At 66.5% G+C, this 19,656-nt stretch carries 13 protein-coding genes and 1 tRNA gene; 11 read left to right on the forward strand and 3 right to left on the reverse strand.

The features are described from left to right. The first annotated feature begins 125 nt into the window (after window positions 1-125). The 4 genes from U1763_RS08455 to U1763_RS08470 all read left to right on the forward strand — a co-directional run bounded on the left by U1763_RS08455 (window position 126) and on the right by U1763_RS08470 (window position 6,617). Complete coding sequence (locus U1763_RS08455; protein ID WP_332754848.1) at window positions 126-623, forward strand: hypothetical protein; 498 nt, start codon at window positions 126-128, stop codon at window positions 621-623. Window positions 624-844: 221 nt separating this feature from the next. Further along, on the forward strand, window positions 845-1,801 hold the full coding sequence (locus U1763_RS08460; RefSeq protein ID WP_332754849.1) for an isopenicillin N synthase family dioxygenase: 957 nt from the start codon (window positions 845-847) through the stop codon (window positions 1,799-1,801). 402 nt (window positions 1,802-2,203) lie between these two features. Further along, the gene (polA, locus tag U1763_RS08465; RefSeq protein WP_332754850.1) at window positions 2,204-4,978 is read left to right on the forward strand and encodes a DNA polymerase I; all 2,775 of its coding nucleotides are present in this window, start codon (window positions 2,204-2,206) and stop codon (window positions 4,976-4,978) included. 121 nt (window positions 4,979-5,099) lie between these two features. Then, on the forward strand, window positions 5,100-6,617 hold the full coding sequence (locus U1763_RS08470) for a lipopolysaccharide biosynthesis protein (protein ID WP_332754851.1): 1,518 nt from the start codon (window positions 5,100-5,102) through the stop codon (window positions 6,615-6,617). On the opposite strand, the gene U1763_RS08475 is transcribed toward U1763_RS08470, so the two are convergent. Then, complete coding sequence (locus U1763_RS08475) at window positions 6,614-7,930, reverse strand: Nramp family divalent metal transporter (RefSeq protein WP_332754852.1); 1,317 nt, start codon at window positions 7,928-7,930, stop codon at window positions 6,614-6,616. The two genes, U1763_RS08470 and U1763_RS08475, sit on opposite strands and share 4 nt — an antisense overlap. 268 nt (window positions 7,931-8,198) lie before the next feature. Beyond that, complete coding sequence (locus U1763_RS08480; protein ID WP_056055074.1) at window positions 8,199-8,822, reverse strand: DNA-3-methyladenine glycosylase family protein; 624 nt, start codon at window positions 8,820-8,822, stop codon at window positions 8,199-8,201. 60 nt (window positions 8,823-8,882) lie between these two features. On the opposite strand from U1763_RS08480, the gene U1763_RS08485 reads away from it, so the two are divergent. Then, window positions 8,883-9,200 (forward strand): 2Fe-2S iron-sulfur cluster-binding protein, encoded by a 318-nt coding sequence (locus tag U1763_RS08485; RefSeq protein WP_056061033.1) that lies wholly within the window; start codon window positions 8,883-8,885, stop codon window positions 9,198-9,200. A gap of 158 nt (window positions 9,201-9,358) precedes the next feature. Here U1763_RS08485 and rlmB read toward each other — a convergent pair whose 3' ends face one another. Then, window positions 9,359-10,102: a 23S rRNA (guanosine(2251)-2'-O)-methyltransferase RlmB gene (rlmB, locus tag U1763_RS08490; protein ID WP_056055070.1), complete on the reverse strand. Its 744-nt coding sequence runs from the start codon at window positions 10,100-10,102 to the stop codon at window positions 9,359-9,361. Between the two features lie 161 nt (window positions 10,103-10,263). On the opposite strand from rlmB, the gene U1763_RS08495 reads away from it, so the two are divergent. From U1763_RS08495 to U1763_RS08520, 6 genes are all read left to right on the forward strand, one after another. Further along, window positions 10,264-10,350 (forward strand) — tRNA-Tyr (locus tag U1763_RS08495). Window positions 10,351-10,534: 184 nt separating this feature from the next. Next, a complete protein-coding gene (locus tag U1763_RS08500) occupies window positions 10,535-12,931 on the forward strand; it encodes a glycogen/starch/alpha-glucan phosphorylase (RefSeq protein ID WP_332754982.1) in 2,397 nt (798 codons plus the stop codon). Beyond that, window positions 12,928-15,090 carry a 1,4-alpha-glucan branching protein GlgB gene (gene glgB / locus U1763_RS08505; protein WP_332754853.1) on the forward strand — a complete coding sequence of 721 codons (2,163 nt, stop codon included), beginning with the start codon at window positions 12,928-12,930 and terminating at the stop codon, window positions 15,088-15,090. Before U1763_RS08500 ends, glgB begins: the two co-directional genes overlap by 4 nt. Window positions 15,091-15,180: 90 nt before the next feature. Further along, window positions 15,181-16,440, forward strand: coding sequence for a glucose-1-phosphate adenylyltransferase (gene glgC / locus U1763_RS08510; protein ID WP_443026904.1), 1,260 nt, complete (start codon window positions 15,181-15,183; stop codon window positions 16,438-16,440). A 148-nt stretch (window positions 16,441-16,588) separates the two neighbouring features. Continuing rightward, window positions 16,589-18,034 carry a glycogen synthase GlgA gene (gene glgA / locus U1763_RS08515; RefSeq protein WP_332754855.1) on the forward strand — a complete coding sequence of 482 codons (1,446 nt, stop codon included), beginning with the start codon at window positions 16,589-16,591 and terminating at the stop codon, window positions 18,032-18,034. Beyond that, a complete protein-coding gene (locus tag U1763_RS08520; RefSeq protein WP_332754856.1) occupies window positions 18,031-19,650 on the forward strand; it encodes an alpha-D-glucose phosphate-specific phosphoglucomutase in 1,620 nt (539 codons plus the stop codon). Before glgA ends, U1763_RS08520 begins: the two co-directional genes overlap by 4 nt. The last annotated feature ends 6 nt before the right edge of the window (window positions 19,651-19,656 follow it).

Raw genomic sequence — 19,656 nt, forward strand, 5'->3', positions numbered from 1 at the left:
GCCTGCGCCTTTACCCGCTCGGCCGGTCTTGCGAAACCCGCTAACCGGCGCGGTTCGGAGATGATTGCGCGATACGCCGATGCCTCCTATCTGTATTATCATACCAATACACATCGGAGAAAGCCATGATCCGCCCGCTCCTGCTCGCCACCGTCAGCCTTGCCGGCGCACTCGCACTGTCCGCCTGCGATCGCTCGAACGAAGGCGCGTCGGTCTCGATCAACGCCGACGGCGGCAACGTCCTCGGCGCGATCAATGGCGAGACCGGCGAGATGAAGATCGACGTCCCCGGCTTCCAGGGCTCGGTGAAGCTGCCGAAGATCAAGATCGACACCGGCAATTTTGATCTCAACGGCGTGCGCCTGTATCCGGGGTCATCGATCAAGACGCTCAACATCGTCGGCGACGACAAGGCCGGCGGGTTGCGCGTAGCGTTCGCCAGCCCCGCCACCCCGACAATCGTCCGCGACTGGTTCGCCGAGCGGCTCGGCAAGGTCGGCTACCAGGTGCATCCCGAGGGCGCGAACCTGATCGGGACGACCGACGAAAACAAACCCTTCCGCCTCGAACTCGCCCCCGACGGCAAGGACAAGGCGACCGGCACGATCGTCATTAGCGGCTAATCTACATCCTCCCCCGCCAGGGGGAGGTGGCTGGCGCTTGGCAGACGGAGGGGGAGGTAAGAGCCACACCTGCCCCATGTTCTCCCCCTCCGTCACCTTCGGCGCCACCTCCCCCTGGCGGGGGAGGATCGTTCAAAATGTAAACCCACCCTAACCCAGGCATTTGGCACCACACCCACGATCCCCTATATCGGGCGTCCCCCAATTCGGACACGAACCTCATGCTCGACACCCCCGCCGCCCAGGTCCCGACGCTCAGCCTCGCTAGGCAGGACACCGACCCCGATGGCTTTGCCGCCGCGTTCGGCGAATCGTTCGAGCGGTACGGCTTCGCGATCGTCGCCGACCACGGCATCCCCGCCGACCTGATCGAGCGCGCCTGGGCCGAGACCAAGCTCCTGTTCGACCTCCCCGAGGACGAGAAGCGCGGCTACCACATCCCCGGCGGCGGCGGCGCGCGCGGCTACACGCCGTTCAAGACCGAGATCGCCAAGGACGCCAAGGTCGTCGACCTCAAGGAGTTCTGGCACGTCGGTCGCGAACTGCCCAAGGGGCATCGCTATGCGGACACGATGGCGCCGAACGTCTGGCCGACGCGCCCCGAGGGGTTCAAGCCGGTCTTCCTCGAACTGTTCGCCGCATTCGACCGCGCCGGCGACAAGCTCCTGTCCGCGATCGCGCGCCACCTGAAGCTCAAGCCCGACTGGTTCGACCCGGCGGTAAAGGACGGCAACAGCATCCTCCGCCTGCTCCATTACCCGCCGATACCCGCCGATGCGGAAGGCGTCCGTGCCGGCGCGCATGAGGACATCAACCTGATCACGCTGCTGCTCGGCGCCGAGGAAGCCGGCCTCGAACTGCTCGACCGAGCCACCGGACGCTGGCTGTCGATCAAGCCACCCGAGGGCGCGATGGTCGTCAACGTCGGCGACATGCTCCAGCGGCTGACCAACAACGTGCTGCCCTCGACCACGCACCGCGTCGTCAACCCGCCCCCCGAGCGCCGCGGTCACTCACGCTATTCGATGCCGTTCTTCCTGCACCCCGCGCCGGACTTCCTGATCGAGACGCTGCCGGGCACGATCACGCCGGACAACGCGAACCGCTATCCGACCCCGATCACGGCGCATGATTATCTGTACGAGCGGCTGGTCGAGATCGGGCTGATCAAGAAGTAGGTGAGCCATATCGATCCTCCCCCGCCAGGGGGAGGTGGCTGGCACTCGCCAGACGGAGGGGGAGGATAGAAAAACGTCTGTTCCGTACCCTCCCCCTCCGTCACCTTCGGCGCCACCTCCCCCTGGCGGGGGAGGATTGAGATAACGGGCACGCCCCAGACCTCCGCTTCCACCACACCTCCACCCCGGCGAAGGCCGGGGCCCAATGGGGGGACGGTTATAACGAAGCGCAGCGCGCCGTTACGACCACCTTCCAATTGGGCCCCGCCCTTCGCCGGGGTGGTGCCTCTCTCGGGACAGTGACGCGCCCCCATTCCCCCCACCGCTTTTCTCCCCACCTGATACCCAACAACCACGCTTCCGCCATTGGAGCCCGCCCCAGCATCCGCTAGACCGCGCGCGATGCCCCATCTCTATCTCGTCGACGGCTCCGGCTATATCTTCCGCGCCTATCACCGGCTGCCGCCGCTCACCAACAAGCATGGCGAGCCGGTCGGCGCGGTGTACGGCTATACGACGATGCTGTGGAAGCTCGCCGACGAGGTCCATGCGGCTGATGGCCCCACGCACATGGCAGTCATCCTCGACAAGTCGTCGAAGACGTTCCGCAACGATCTCTACGACAAGTACAAGGCGCAGCGCCCGCCCCCGCCCGAGGATCTCGTCCCGCAATTCCCGATGATCCGCGACGCCACGCGCGCGTTCAGCCTCCCTTGCATCGAGACCGAGGGCCTCGAAGCAGACGACATCATTGCCTGCTATTCCAAGGCGGCACTCGCGCAGGGCTGGGAAGTCACGATCGTGTCCTCGGACAAGGACCTGATGCAGCTGATCGAGCCCGGCCTCGACATGTACGACACGATGAACAACCGCCGGCTCGGCGCGGAGCACGTCGCGGAGAAATTCCACGGCGTCACGCCCGCACAGCTCGGCGACGTGCTCGCGCTGATGGGCGACAGCGTCGACAACGTCCCCGGCGTTCCCGGTGTCGGCCCCAAGACCGCGGCGAAGCTGATCCTCGAGCACGGCGATCTCGAATCCGTCCTCGCCGCCGCCGACGGCATGAAGAAGGGCAAGCTCCGCGATAACCTGATCGAGCATGCCGAGATGGCACGGCTGTCGAAGGTGCTCGTCACGCTCAAATGCGACGTCGCACTGCCCGAGCCGCTCGAGGATCTCGAACTCAAGGGCATCCCCGACGCCCCTCTGCGCGCGTTCCTGGAACATCACGGCTTCAAGTCGCTGATCGCCAAGCTCTCCGCGGTCGCCGAAGCTCCCGTCGCGGAACCGGCAAGCACCGCTGAGTTCGACGAGGACGAGCCCTGCAAGCACGACGACTACGAGACCGTCGTCGACGAAGCCGCACTCGATCGCTGGATCACCGTGGCGAAACACCAAGGCTGGATCGCGATCGACACCGAGACCACCGGCATCGACGCGACGCGCGCGGACCTCGTCGGGGTGAGCATGGCGCTGCATCCGAACCTCGCCTGCTACGTACCTATCGCGCATGGCGGCACGGATTTGCTCGCGGAAAACCCGGTCCAGCTCGATCGTGCGCTCGTGCTCGCCAAACTGAAGCCGTTGCTGGAGGATCCGAGCATCCTGAAGATCGGCCACAACCTCAAATACGACATGATCGTCCTCGGCCGCGCCTACGCCTCCACCGGCGGCGTAAACATCGCGCCGTTCGACGACACGATCGTGATGAGCTTCGATCTCGACGCTGGCCTGCACGGCCACGGCATGGACGAACTCGCCGCCACGCACCTCTCGCACAGCTGCATCGCGTTCAAGGACGTCGTCGGCACCGGCAAGACACAGCGGACCTTCAACGAAATCGACCTCAAGGCCGCCACGCGCTACGCCGCCGAGGATGCCGACGTGACGCTTCGTCTCTGGCGCCGGTTCAAGCGCCGCCTCCCCGCGGAAGGCTCGACGCGCGTGTACGAGATGGTCGACCGCCCGCTCGTCCCCGTCATCGCGCAGATGGAGATGCATGGGATCAAGGTCGACGCCGCCAAACTGTCGAAGCTGTCGACCGAGTTCGCCGGCCAGATGGCGAGCCTGGAAACCGAAATCCACGCGCTCGCCGGCGCGCCGTTCACGATCGGCAGCCCCAAGCAACTGGGCGACGTGCTGTTCGAGAAGATGGGCATCAAGGGCGGGCGGAAGGGCAAGTCCGGCGTCTATTCGACCGACGTCAACGAACTCGAACGGATCGCGGCCGACAAGGACTCGCCCGGCGCCGTGATCGCGCGGAAAGTGCTCGACTGGCGCCAGCTGTCGAAGCTCAAATCCACCTACACCGACGCGTTGCAGGCGCAGATCAACCCGGCGACGAGCCGCGTCCACACGTCCTACTCGCTGACCGGCGCGCAGACCGGCCGGCTGTCGTCGACCGACCCGAACCTCCAGAACATCCCGATCCGCACCGAGATCGGTCGCCAGATCCGCGACGCGTTCGTGGCCGAGCCCGGCAACGTCATCCTCGCGGCCGATTACTCGCAGATCGAGCTGCGGCTGGCCGCGCACATGGCGAACGTCCCCGCGCTGAAGGCCGCGTTCGCCAACGGCGACGACATCCACTCGCTGACCGCACAGGAACTGTTCGGCGAGGTCAACCGAGACACCCGCGGCCGCGCGAAGACGATCAACTTCGCGATCCTCTACGGCATCTCGCGCTGGGGCCTCGCCGGTCGCCTCGACGTGTCGGCGGACGAGGCCCAAGCAATGATCGACCGCTATTTCGATCGTTTCCCCGGCATCTCGAACTACATCGTCGAGACCACAGAGAGCGTACGCGCGAGCGGTTTCACAACCACGCTGTTCGGCCGAAAGACCCACTTCCCGCGCATCCGCTCGAAGATCCAGCACGAACGTCAGGGCGCGGAACGCGCCGCGATCAACGCGCCGATCCAGGGGACGAGCGCCGACATCATCAAGCGCGCGATGGTGCGGATGGGGCCGGCGTTGCTCGAAGCGGGGCTGCCGAACGTCCGCATGCTCCTCCAGGTCCACGACGAACTCGTGTTCGAACTGCCGGAAGGTGACGTCGCCGCGGCCAAGCCCGTGATCGAGCAGGTCATGGCGAACGCCGCGCAACCCGCGGTGACGCTCGACGTCCCACTCGGCATCGAAATTGGCACCGGCCTGAGCTGGGGCGCAGCACATTGAGCCAGCCCCCCCCGTCATGCCGGGCTTGTTCCGGCATCCACCGTGCCGCGTACTCGCCGGCCTATGAGTGCGCGGAGCCGTGGACCCCGGAACTAGTCCGGGGTGACGGAGGCTATTGGCGGTGACCGAGGCCACGCAGGATATCGACACGCTCGCCAAAGGCGGTCGGACCAACATCGCCGGCTTCGTCCTCCGCCTCGCCGCGCGCATCCCGTTCCTGTTCATCGCCGGCCGCATCTACGGCCCTGACCTCGTCGGCCGCTTCGCGATCGCCGTCGTGGTGGTCGAACTCGCCGCGTTGCTCGCCACGCTCGGCCTGAAACGCGGTCTCGCGCAGGCGCTCAGCAGCGCGGATCGCCCGCACGCGTGCGTCGTCTGGGACGCGATGGCGGTTGCGTTCGTCGCCTCCCTCATCGCCAGCGCAGTCCTCTGCACCTTCCCGCAGATCATGTATCCGAACAGCGCGATCACCGGGCTCGACCGGTTCCTGCCGCTGATCATCGTCGCGATCGCCTGGTCGGACGTCAGCCTCGCCGCGCTCGCCTACCGCCTCAACGTCAAGGCCGCCGTCACCGCCCGCGCAGTCGTCGAGCCCTGGACGATATCGATCGCCGCCTGGGCGTTCTCGTATTTCACGATCCGCGACGGCCTTGTGCTCAGCTACGTCGCGTCGATGACCGCGGCACTGATCGCCAGCCTCGTGCCGTTCCTGCGCAGCTACGGCATCCCGCGCGGCTGGTCGCCACAGCTCCGCCCGCTCTACGCGCTCGCGCGCGCCAACGTGCCGCTCGCCGGCGCCGACATCCTCGAATGGGGCAGCCGCAACGTCGACCGCTTCATCCTCGGCGTGATGTTCGAGCCCAAGGTTGTCGGCATCTACTACATGGCGCAACAGGTCGCGTCCCTGCCGCAGAAGCTCAAGACCAGCTTCGACCCGATCCTCGGCCCCGTCATCACCCACAGCCTGGCGATCAACGACCGTGCCGCGATCGCCAACCAGGTCCGCCAGGTCGCGTTCTGGATCATGGCCGCGCAAGGCGGGCTCGCGCTGATGGGCTCGATCCCCGGCGAAGCGGTGATGGGCGTGGTCGGGCCGCAGTTCGTCGCCGGCACCGCCGCGCTCTCCTTCCTGCTGACGGCGGAAGTGCTGGCCTCGACCGGCGCCGTCAGCGAATCCGCGCTCGTCTACATCGCCCGCCACCGAAATCTGATGATCTCCGCGGCGATGCTCGCGTTCCAGGTCGGGCTCAGCTTCGCGCTGATCTTCACGATCCGGGCGCTAGGCTACCCCGTCAACTATCAGGCGGCCGGCCCGGCGATCGCGCTCATGCTCTCGGTTGGCCTCACCTCGATCATCAAGTCGAAGCTGCTCGGCCATCTGCTCGGCGCCAACGTGTCGCCGTGGCGCTGGCCGCTGGTCTGGGCCGCGCTCGCCGCGATCGTCGTCGGGGCCGGGTTCACCGCGCTCCCCAAGCGCTACGAATGGGTCGAACTCGCGATCGGCGAACCCGCGATCGCCGCGACCTATCTCTACATCCTGTGGAAATACGCGTTCGGCCCCGCCGACCGCGCGCTGTTCGCCAAGAAACCCAAGGCCGATGACGCCGCCCTGCCCAACGCTGGTGCGCCGGTCGCCTAGAGCATCCCGTAGAGCAGCGTGCCGTTCAGCCCGATGATCACCGCGGCGATCACCCAGGCGAGGATCTTCAGCCAGGCCGGGCTGACTAGGTCGCCCATGATCGTGCGGTCGCCCGTGAACTTGACGAGCGGTACGACTGCGAACGGCAGCTGCAGGCTGAGCACGACCTGGCTGAGCACCAGCAGCTTTGTTGCGCCCGCATCGCCCGACGCACCGACCACTAACACCGCGGGGACGATCGCGAGCGCCCGTGTTACCAGCCGCCGCGCCCAGACCGGCATGCGCAGGTTGAGAAAGCCCTCCATCACGATCTGACCGGCGAGCGTGCCCGTCACTGTCGAGTTCTGTCCCGACGCGAGCAGCGCGACCGCGAACAACACGCTCGCCGCGCCCATCCCCAGCATCGGTGCGAGCAGTTGGTACGCCTGGTCGATCTCGGCGACGTCGGTGCGCCCTGCAACGTGGAAGGTCGCTGCCGCCAAAATCAGGATCGCCGCGTTGATGAAGAAGGCGAGTCCCAGCGCCACGGTGCCGTCGATCGTCGCCATCGTGATCGCGTCGCGCTTGCCCGCGGCGTCCTTGGCGAAGGCGCGAGTCTGGACGATCGACGAATGGAGGTACAGGTTGTGCGGCATCACGGTCGCGCCGAGGATGCCGATCGCGATGTAGAGCATCGCCGGGTTGGTGACGATCTGCGTCGTCGGGACGAGACCTCCGAGCACGCCCGCCCATTCGGGCCGCGCGAGGAACAGTTCGAAGATGAAGCAACCGGCGATGATCACGAGCAGCGCGACGACGAACGCCTCGAGCTTGCGGAACCCGAAGCGTTGCAGCGCGAGGATCAGGAACACGTCGAGCGCGGTGAGGACGACGCCGTAGACGAGCGGCAGGCCGAACAGCAGTTTCAGCGCGATCGCCGTGCCGAGCACTTCGGCTAGGTCGCACGCGATGATCGCGATCTCGCACAGGAACCAGAGCGCGACCGAGACCGGCTTCGAATAATGCGCGCGGCAGGCCTGGGCGAGGTCTAGCCCTGCGACGATGCCGAGGCGCGCGGAGAGCGCTTGCAGCACCATCGCCATCAGGTTCGACAGCAGGACGACGGACAGCAACGTGTAACCAAACGCGGAGCCGCCGGCGATGTCGGTCGCCCAGTTGCCGGGGTCCATATAGCCGACTGCGACGAGATAGCCGGGGCCCACGAACGCGAACAGGCGACGCCAGAACGACGCGCCTTCGGGGACGACGACGGTGCGGTGACTCTCGGCGAGCGAGTTGGCGAAGCCGGACGCGGGGAGATTGGGGGCTGACATCGGGGGGTGCTTTGCCGGAACGAGGGGTAGGGAACAAGCGCCTGCGTCCTGAAGCTGCCAGAGCTGGCCTACCCCCGCCTCCCGTCCCCCCGCCAAATCCGTCACCCCAGCGAAAGCTGGGGTATTTCGGTTGGCGGGTGTCACGACTTGAACGGGGAGATCCCAGGTTTCGCTGGGATGTCGGGCGGGGTGTGGTGGGGTGGGCGGGGTGGAACGCAAGGAATATATGGGAAGCGTCCCCCCTTCCTTCCAGGGAGGGAGTAGGAGGTCAGATGACCTTCATGTCCGCCTGGTAATGATGCCACGCGAAGATCGCCGCCGCGCCGCGGTGCGGGCGCCACGCCTCCGCTACCTCACGCGTCAGTTTCTCGCTCGGGCGGGTCTCGTGGCCAAGGATCCGTCCGACCTCGATTTGGATCGCGAGGTCGCCCGCCGGCCAGATATCCGTCCGCCCTTCCGCGAACAGCAGGTAGATCTCCGCCGACCAGCGACCGATCCCCTTCACGCGGACCAGCGCGGCGATCGCCTCCTCGTCATCCTCGGGCAGGTTGGTGAGGTCGAGCCGGCCGCTCGTCACCTCGTCGGCGAGGCTGCGCGCATAGCCAAGCTTCTGGCGGGAGAGACCGGCGCTCTTCAGCAACTCGTCGCTGGCGGCGGCGATCTTCGCCGGGTCGCCTGCGCCACCGACCACCGCGTCGAGCTTGTTCCAGACCGCCGCCGCCGAGGCGACGCTCACCTGCTGCCCGACGATCGTCCGCAGCAACGTCGCAAAGCCGCGCTCGCTGATCCGCGGCGCGGGGTGGCCCGCATTGCCGACCGCGACCGCGAACGCCGGTTCGATTTCGCACAATGCCGCCATCGCGGTTTCGAGTTGCTCTGCGCTCAGGCCCATGATGCTTGATCCCTGGCTCGCGCAACGGCATGAACGCACGAAGATTTTTCGGAGAATGACATGCCCAAGCTTATCGTCGTGACGCGCGAAGGGGAAGAACGCGAGATCATCGGCGAGGCGGGGCTTTCGGTGATGGAAGTCATCCGCGACGCCGGGATCGACGAGATCCTGGCGCTGTGCGGCGGCTGCTGCTCGTGCGCCACCTGCCACGTCCATGTCGACCCGGACTTTGCGGCCAAACTGAAGCCGATGGGGCCGGACGAGGACGACTTGCTCGATTCGACGAGTGATCGGGATGAGTTTTCACGCCTGTCGTGCCAGATCGAGCTGACCGAGGGCTTGGATGGTTTGAAGGTAAGAATCGCCGCGGAGGACTGATTCCCTCGCCCCTGCGGGGAGAGGGAGGGAGGAGCCGTAGGCGACGGAAGGGTGAGGGGCTGTTGGGCTGAACCGTCCCGAGCCTCAAGCCCCTCTCCCTTCCCACCGCAAGTGCGGCGGGCCCCTTCCATCTCCCCGTAGGGGCGAGGGAGTTCAGGTCACCGTGTCGTTATCGCGTAGAGCGCGATCGCCGCGGCGTTGGACACGTTGAGGCTCTCCACCTTCTCCGAGATCGGCAGTTTTGCCAGCTCGTCGCAATGCTGCTCGGTATTCTGCCGCATGCCCTCGCCCTCGGCGCCGAGCACGATTGCGATCCGCTGCGTCCCCATCGCTTCCGACAGCGTCTGCGTCGCGTGGCCGGTCAGCCCGATCCGCCAGAACCCCGCCGCCGCAATCTCTTCCAGAGCGCGCGCGAGGTTCACGACCCGGATCCAAGGCACGCTCTCAAGCGCCCCAGACGCAGCCCGCGCGATCGTCCCCGATTCCGGCGGCGCATTGCGATCCGGCGTGATGATCCCCAGCGCATCGAACGCCGCCGCCGAGCGAAGAATCGCGCCGACGTTATGCGGATCTGTCACGCCGTCGAGGATCACAAGCGGGCGATTGTCGTCCTTGCCGTGCTCGAGCAGGTCGGCCAGCCACATGTCCTCGAGCGGCTCGACTTCGATCACCACGCCCTGGTGCGGCGCGTCGCCCGGCACCAGCCGCGCCAGATCCATCGCCTCGGCATAGGTCACCGGCACGTCGGCGGGCAGGTCGAACCCGGCCAGCGCCTCGCGCGTGCCGAGGATTTTGCGCACCGTGCGCTCCGGATTGGCGAGCGCCGCCCCTACCGCGTGCTTGCCCCAGAAGCGGGGGCGGCCTGCCGGTGCCTTGCTCGGCCTGTGTCCCTTGCGTGCCATATTCGCTCTCTATCGTGTCTGTGTATGCCGCGTCCTTGTCGGCATTCCGCGCCCGCGGCAACTATGAACCACGAAACTTCGCAAAACCTGCGTTGACACACCGAGCGCGCTTCGCCATTGAGCCGCCTCGCTTGAAAGAGCGGCGCTTGCAAAAGCGGCCTGGACAGGTGGCCGAGTGGTTAAAGGCAGCAGACTGTAAATCTGCCGGAGTTTCTCCTACGTAGGTTCGAACCCTACCCTGTCCACCACCGCCCCAGCGCGGTGATGGATCATCCCAATTCAAAGCATTGATCGGCAACATTCTTTTCCTGCACGGGAAGCAAGTCCGCGTGACATCGGCTCGCGGACGGCTAGGATCGCCGCGACCGTAACGATTTCGGAAGCCGCGTGACCTCAGATCCTGCCGTACAGCCGCCCGTTCAAGCACCCGTCATCCAGGATCTGGCCGACTCGATTCTAGACACGCTCGTCCACCGCATCGGCAAGGACGCGCAGGCCGCACGCTCCCATGACTGGCTCGCCGCGACGATCCTGACCGTCCGCAACGACATCGTCGAACGCTGGATGGCGTCGACCAAGGCGGCGCACGCGGCCGGCGCCAAGCGCGTCTATTATCTCAGCCTCGAATTTCTGATCGGCCGGCTGCTGCGCGACGCGGTAACCAACCTCCAGCGCAACGACGAGGTCACGCAGGCGCTGAAGCTCCACGGCGTCGACCTCGCCGAACTCGAAGAGATCGAACCCGACGCGGCACTCGGCAATGGCGGCCTCGGCCGGCTCGCCGCCTGCTTCATGGAAAGCATGGCGAGCCTCGCGCTGCCCGCTTACGGCTACGGCATCCGCTACGTGAACGGCATGTTCCGCCAGCGGATCGACGATGGCTGGCAGGTCGAGATGCCGGAGAACTGGCTCGCGCACGGTAACCCCTGGGAGTTCGAACGCCGCGAGAGCGCGTACTTTATCGGCTTCGGCGGCGAGGTCACCGCGAGCGACAGCGGACAGGTGCATTGGCGACCTAACGAAGCCGTCGAAGCGACGGCAGTCGACACCCCCGTCGTCGGCTGGCGCGGCAAACACGTCAACACGCTCCGTCTGTGGACCGCCCGCGCGTTCGATCCGATCAAGCTCGACCGCTTCAACGCCGGCGATTTCACCGGTGCGCTCGCCGACCAGACGCGCGCCGAAACGCTGACCCGCGTCCTCTACCCCAACGACTCCACCGCAGCCGGCCAGGAACTGCGCCTGCGCCAGGAGTATTTCTTCTCGTCCGCGTCGATCCAGGACATCGTCCGCCGCCACATCCAGTATTTCGGCGACATCCGCACGCTGCCCGACAAGGCCGCGATCCAGCTCAACGACACGCATCCCGCGGTGTCGGTCGCCGAACTCATGCGGCTGCTGATCGACCACCACGAATTCGCGTTCGACGAGGCGTGGAAGATCACGCGCGCCACCTTTGGCTACACCAACCACACGCTGCTGCCCGAGGCGCTGGAGAGCTGGCCGCTGCCGCTGTTCGAACGCCTGCTCCCGCGGCACATGCAGATCGTCTACGCGATCAACGCCAAGCTGCTGCGGGAAGCGCGCGGCACCGAGGGGATCGACGACCGCGCGATCTCGGCGATCAGCCTTATCGACGAGGGCGGCGAGCGGCGCGTGCGGATGGCGAACCTCGCCTTTGCCGGGTCGCACAGCGTCAATGGCGTCGCCGCGCTGCATACGCAGCTGATGAAGAAGACGGTCTTCGCCGATCTGCACAAGCTGTATCCGACGCGGATCAACAACAAGACGAATGGCATCACGCCGCGCCGCTGGCTCCAGCAGTGCAACCCCGGCCTGACCGCGCTGATCCGCGATGCGATCGGCGACGGCTTCCTCGACGATGCGGAAAAGCTGGTCGGTCTGGATGTTTTCGCCGACGATTCCGGTTTCAGGGAGCGCTTTTCGAGCGTGAAGCGTTCGAACAAGGTGGCACTGGCTAATCACATCAAGGAAACGATGGGGCTCCGCGTCGATCCCGACGCGCTGTTCGACGTCCAGATCAAGCGCATCCACGAGTATAAGCGCCAGCTGCTCAACATCATCGAGACGGTCGCGCTCTACGACCAGATCCGCAGCCATCCCGAGCGAGACTGGACCCCGAGGGTCAAGCTGTTCGCGGGCAAGGCGGCGTCGAGCTATCACAACGCCAAACTCGTCATCAAGCTGGCGAACGACGTCGCGCGCAGGATCAACGCGGACCCATCAGTCGGTGGCCTGCTCAAGGTGGCGTTCCTGCCCAATTACAACGTGTCGCTGGCGGAGAAGATCATCCCCGCCGCCGATCTCAGCGAACAGATCTCGACCGCCGGCCTCGAGGCGTCGGGCACCGGCAACATGAAGTTCGCGATGAACGGCGCGCTGACGATCGGCACGCTCGACGGCGCGAACATCGAGATCAAGGACCGCGTCGGCGACGACAACATCTTCATCTTCGGCATGACCGCGGACGAGGTCGAGGCGAAGCGCGCCAACGGCTATGATCCGCGCAGTGTCATCGACGGCTCGAACGAACTCCGCCAGGCGGTCTCCGCGATCGCGTCCGGCGTGTTCTCGCCCGACGACAAGACGCGCTACGCCGGCTTGATGGGCGGGCTGTACGACGGCGACTGGTTCATGCTCGCCGCCGACTTCGACAGCTATGCCACCGCCCAGCGCGCGGTCGACACCCGCTGGAACGACCGCGACGCGTGGGTCGCGTCGACCGTCCGCAACGTCGCGCGCGTCGGCTGGTTCTCGTCCGACCGCACGATCCGCGAGTACGCGCGCGAGATCTGGACGGTGATGTGAAGCCACCCGAAGGCGCCATCGTTGCCCTGCTGGAAGGGCGTCATGACGATCCGTTCTCGCTGCTCGGCGTCCACAGCGGCCCGACCGGCGTGTTCGCGCGCGTCTGGCTGCCCGGCGCGGACACGGCCAAGGCGCACGCACTCGACGGCACCGCGCTCGGCACTCTCCCCCGCATCGACGATCGCGGCCTGTTCGAGGGTCCGATCGAGGGCACGCAACAGCCGGTGAAATACCATGCCGAGGCGGGCGAAACCTCGTGGTGGGTCACCGACCCCTACAGCTTCGGCCCCGTACTAGGCCCGATCGACGACCTGCTGATGGCGGAGGGCACGCACCGCCGTCTTCACGACAAGATGGGCGCGCACCTGATCGAGCATGAGGGCGCGCACGGCGTCCACTTCGCGCTCTGGGCCCCTAATGCGCAGCGCGTGTCGGTGGTCGGCGACTTCAACGACTGGGACGGCCGCCGCCACGCGATGCGCAAGCGCGGCGACGTCGGCGTGTGGGAGATCTTCATCCCCGACATCGCCGAATATCGCGCCTACAAGTTCGAGATCGTCGGCCCCGACGGCCAGTTGCAGCCGCTCAAGGCCGACCCGTTCGCGTTCGCGGCCGAACTCCGCCCCGCCAACGCCTCGATCACGCGAAAGCTGGCGCACGACTGGGCCGACACCGATCATCGGAAACATTGGGCCTCGGTCGATCCACGCCGCGTGCCGATCAGCATCTACGAGGTCCACGCCGGATCATGGGACCGCGACGCCGACGGCTGGTTCCTGACTTGGGACGCGCTCGCCGATCGCCTGATCCCGTACGTGGTCGAGATGGGCTTCACGCACATCGAATTCCTGCCGATCAGCGAACATCCGTACGACCCGAGCTGGGGCTACCAGACCACCGGTCTCTACGCGCCCTCCGCCCGCTTCGGCGACGTCGATGGCTTCGCGCGGTTCGTCGACGGCGCGCATCTGGCCGGGATCGGCGTGCTGCTCGACTGGGTCCCCGCGCATTTCCCGACCGACGCGTTCGGGCTCGCCAAGTTCGACGGCACCGCGCTGTACGAACACGAAGATCCGCGGCTCGGCTTCCACCCCGACTGGAACACCGCGATCTACAATTTCGGCCGGCGCGAAGTCGCGTCGTTTCTCGTCAACAACGCGCTGTTCTGGGCGGAGCGCTATCACATCGACGGCCTGCGCGTGGATGCGGTCGCGTCGATGCTGTACCGCGATTACTCGCGCAAGAGCGGCGAATGGATCCCCAACGAGGACGGCGGCCGCGAGAATTGGGAGGCTGTCGCGTTCCTCCGCGACATGAACCGCGAAATCTACGGCCAGCACCCCGGCGTCTTCACGATCGCCGAGGAATCGACCTCGTGGCCCGGCGTTTCCGCACCCGTCAGCGACGACGGCAAGAGCGGCGGCTTGGGGTTCGGGTTCAAGTGGAACATGGGCTTCATGCACGACACGCTCCAGTACATGGCGCGCGATCCGCTGCATCGGAAGCACCATCACGGCGAGATCAATTTCGGTCTCGTCTATGCGTTCAGCGAGAATTTCGTCCTGCCCTTGAGCCATGACGAAGTGGTCCACGGCAAGGGCTCGCTGCTGACCAAGATGCCCGGCGACGACTGGCAGCAATTCGCCAATCTGCGCGCCTATTACGCGTTCATGTGGGGCTATCCGGGCAAGAAGTTGCTCTTCATGGGGCAGGAATTCGCGCAGCGCCGCGAATGGTCCGAGGACCGCGCGCTCGACTGGGACCTGCGCAACGCGCGCAGCCACGAGGGCATCCGCAACCTCGTCCGCGACCTGAACACCGTCTACCGCGAGAAGCCGGCGCTGCACGCGCGCGACTGCGAGGCGGAGGGCTTCGAATGGCTGATCGCCGACGACGCCGCCAATTCGGTGTTCGCATGGTTGCGCAAGGCCCCCGGCGCAAAGCCGGTCGCGATCATCGCCAACATGACGCCGATCGCCCGCGCGCCGTACCGCATACCGCTGCCGATCGACGGCCGCTGGTGCGAGATCATCAACAGCGACGCGCACGACTATTGGGGCAGCGGCCTCGGCAATCTCGGCGGCGTCGTCGCGAAAGACGGCGCGGCCTGGGTCACGCTGCCCCCGCTGGCGACGATCATGCTCGAATACGAAGGCTGATCGAGTTCGAAGACCGATCCGGCGCAACGACGGAACAACCGGCGGGTGACGGCGCGTTATACTGCTGAATATTAGGGAGAGACTGACATGGTGGAACGGCGGGGACAGCCATTGGCACGCGACGCGATGGCGTATGTGCTGGCCGGCGGCCGCGGCAGTCGCCTGATGGAGCTGACCGATACGCGCGCGAAACCCGCGGTGTATTTCGGCGGCAAGGCGCGCATCATCGATTTCGCGCTGTCCAACGCGATCAACTCGGGCATCCGCCGGATCGGCGTCGCGACGCAGTACAAGGCGCATTCGCTGATCCGCCATCTCCAGAGCGGCTGGAACTTCCTGCGCTCGGAACGCAACGAGAGCTTCGACATCCTGCCCGCCTCGCAGCGGATCAGCGAGTTCCAATGGTACGAGGGGACCGCCGACGCGGTCTACCAGAACATCGACATCATCGAGAGCCACGCGCCCGAATACATGGTCATCCTCGCGGGCGACCACATCTACAAGATGGATTACGAGCTGATTCTGCAACAGCATTGCGAGACCGGCGCGGACGTCACCATCGCCTGCCTCGAAGTGCCGCGGATGGAGGCGGTCGGCTTCGGCGTGATGGCCGTCGATGAGCACGACAACGTCACCGCGTTCGTCGAGAAGCCCGCCGATCCGCCCGCGATCCCCGGCAACCCGGACATCGCGCTGGCGTCGATGGGGATCTACGTCTTCCATACCAAATTGCTGTTCGACGAACTGCGCCGCGATGCCGAGACGCCCGGTTCCTCGCGCGATTTCGGCAAGGACATCATCCCGTACCTCGTCAAGCACGGCAAGGCGGTCGCGCACCGCTTCTCCGACAGCTGTGTCCGCTCGGGCAGCGAAGTCGACGCCTATTGGCGCGACGTCGGCACGGTCGACGCCTATTGGGAGGCGAACATCGACCTCACCGACGTCGTGCCCAAGCTCGACCTTTACGACCGCAGCTGGCCGCTCTGGACCTATTCGGAGGTCACCCCGCCGGCGAAGTTCGTCCATGCCGACGATGGTCGTCGGGGTGAGGCGGTGTCCTCGCTGGTGTCGGGGGACTGCATCATCTCCGGCTCGTCGATCCACCGCAGCCTAATCTTCACCGGCACGCGCGCGCACAGCTATTCGATGCTGGATCAGGCGGTGATCCTCCCCCACTGCGTGATCGGTCGCGGTGCGCGGTTGTCGAAGGTCGTCGTTGATCGTGGCGTGGAGATCCCCGACGGTCTGGTAGTAGGCGAGGACGCCGAGTCCGACGCCCAACGCTTCCGCCGCACGGACAGCGGCGTGACGCTCGTAACCAAATCCATGATCGACCGGCTAATCGCGTGATGACCAACGCAAATCCTCCCCGGCACGGGGAGGGGGACCATGCATCGCATGGTGGATGGGGGCTTCCACCAGCGGTACGGTGGCGGCGAGCCCCCTCCACCATTCGCCAGTGGCGAACGGTCCCCCTCCCCGTGCCGGGGAGGATTTGATGCGCGTCCTCTCCGTCGCTTCCGAAGCCTATCCTCTCATAAAGACCGGCGGTCTCGCAGACGTCGTCGGCGCCCTGCCGGCCGCGCTCGCGCCGCATGGCGTGGCGCTCACCACCTTCCTCCCCGGCTACCCTGCGCTCGCCGCCGTCACGAAGCGCGCAAAAGTCGTCCACCGCTACACCGATCTCCTCGGCACCGAAGCCCGCATCCTGAAAGCAAAAATCGGCGACCACCCGCTCCTAGTCCTCGACGCCCCCGCGCTCTTCGCACGCGGCGGCGGCCCGTACGGCGACGCAACCGGCGCGGACTGGCCCGACAACTGGCGCCGCTTCGCCGCGTTCAGCCGCGCCGCCGCCGACCTCGCCTCGGGAGTCGTCCCCGGCTACGCGTTCGACATCCTCCACGCGCACGACTGGCAGGCGGCGATGGCCCCCGCCTATCTCCGCTACGCCCCCGGCCCGGCCAAGCCCGCCAAGACGGTCGTCACAATCCACAACATCGCGTTCCAGGGGCGCTACGGCTACGACATCTTCGCCGACCTCGCGCTGCCTGACATCGCCTTCGCGCTCGACGGCGTCGAATATTATGGCGGTGTCGGCTATCTCAAGGCCGGGCTCGAAGCCGCCAACGCGATCACCACCGTCAGCCCGACTTACGCCGCAGAAATTCGCCGCCCCGAATTTGGGATGGGCCTAGAAGGGCTGATCAACGACCGCGCCAGCCGCGTAACCGGCATCGTCAACGGCATCGACCCCGCCGTCTGGAACCCCGAAACCGATGCGGCCCTTCCCGCCCGCTACACCGCCCGCACGCTCGCCCGCCGCCGCACCAACAAGCGCGCGATCGAAACCCTGTTCGGCCTCGATACCGAAGATGGTCCGCTCTTCACCGTCGTCAGCCGCCTTACCGGGCAGAAGGGCATGGACGTACTCGCCGGCGCACTCGACGAACTCGTCGCGCTCGGCGGCCGTCTTGCTCTGCTCGGCTCGGGCAACATCGAACTCGAACACGCCTTCCTCGCCGCTGCCGAACGCCACCCCGGCCGGATCGGCGTCCGCATAGGCTATGACGAGCCCGTCTCGCACCTGCTGCAAGGCGGCGCCGACGCGATCCTGATCCCATCGCGGTTCGAACCGTGCGGCCTGACGCAGCTCTACGGCCTCGCTTACGGCTGCATCCCCGTGGTCGCGCGGACCGGCGGACTCGCAGACACCGTGATCGACGCCAACGAAGCCGCGATCGCCGCGGGCGTCGCCACGGGCGTCCAGCATGACGGCGTCACGCCCGAAGCGCTGAGTCACGCGCTGCGCCGAACGATGGCCCTCTATGCACGCCCCGATCGCTGGTCCATGTTGCAGCGCAACGCGATGCGCGCGGACTTCTCGTGGGACGAGAGCGGTCGCCGCTACGCAGACCTTTACGCAAGCCTGACGGGGACCGCATGATCCGCACCGTATCGACCACGCCGTACACCGACCAGAAGCCCGGCACCTCGGGCCTGCGCAAGAAGGTGAAGGTGTTCCAGCAGCCAAACTACGCCGAAAACTTCGTCCAGAGCGTGTTCGACGTGGTCGCGGACAAGGCCGGCGCGACGCTGGTCATTGGTGGCGATGGTCGCTTCCTCAACCGCGAGGTCATCCAGGTCGCGATCCGCATGGCAGCGGCCAACGGCTTCGGCCGCGTCATCGTGGGCCGCGGCGGCATCCTGTCGACCCCCGCCGCCAGCCACATGATTCGCAAGCGTGGCGCGATCGGCGGCCTCGTCCTCTCCGCCAGCCACAACCCAGGCGGCCCCGACGAGGATTTCGGGATCAAGTACAACATCGCCAACGGCGGCCCCGCCCCTGAGTCCGTGACCGACGCGATCAACGCGCGCACGCTCGAGATCGACCGCTGGCTGACCGTCGATGCCGACGACATCGACCTCGACACCGACGACGAAGTCATGGTCGGCGATATGCCCGTCGAGGTCGTCGACCCTGTCGAGGATTACGCCGCGCTCATGGAAACGCTGTTCGACTTCGACGTGATCCGCGCCGCAAAACTGACGATGGCATTCGATGCGATGAGCGCGGTTACCGGACCGTACGCGACCGAGATCCTCGAACGCCGCCTCGGCTTCGCGCCCGGCACCGTCCGAAACGGCGAGCCTCTCCCCGATTTCGGCGGCCACCACCCCGATCCCAACCTCGTCCACGCGCACGCCCTGTACGAGACAATGATGGCCCCCGACGCACCCGATTTCGGCGCGGCTTCGGACGGCGACGGCGACCGCAACCTGATCATCGGCAAGCACCGCTTCGTCACCCCTTCGGACAGCCTCGCGATGCTGGCCGCCAACGCGCACCTCGCGCCGGGCTATGCAGGCGGGCTCAAGGGCATCGCCCGCTCGATGCCGACCAGCGCCGCCGCCGACCGCGTGGCCGAAGCGCTCGGAATCCCGGCCTACGAGACCCCGACCGGCTGGAAATTCTTCGGCAACCTGCTCGACGCCGGCATGGCGACGATCTGCGGCGAGGAAAGCGCGGGCACCGGCTCGGATCACGTCCGCGAGAAGGACGGGCTGTGGGCAGTCCTCTTGTGGCTCAACATCCTCGCGGTCCGCGGCGACAGCGTCGACACGATCGCCCGCGATCACTGGGCGAAGTTCGGCCGCAACTACTATGCCCGCCACGATTACGAAGGCGTCGAGACCCCGCGCGCCGACGCGCTGATGGCGGCCCTGCGCGCGAGCCTGGCCACCCTCCCCGGCCAGCAGTTCGGCGACCTCACCGTCGAGACCGCGGACGAGTTCGCCTATACCGACCCGACCGACGGCTCGATCAGCCGAAATCAGGGCGTCCGCGTACTCTTCGAGGGCGGCAGCCGCGTCGTGTTCCGCCTGTCGGGCACCGGCACCACCGGCGCGACCTTGCGCGTCTATCTCGAACGCTACGAACCCGTCGGCGGCGATCTCGACCGCGATACCGGCGAGATGCTCGCCAGCATCGTCGCCGCCGCGGAGTCGATCGCGGGGATCGCCCAGCACACCGGCCGCACCGCGCCCGACGTCGTCACCTGATCCGCA

Source organism: Sphingomonas sorbitolis, assembly GCF_036663875.1.
Lineage (GTDB): Bacteria > Pseudomonadota > Alphaproteobacteria > Sphingomonadales > Sphingomonadaceae > Sphingomonas.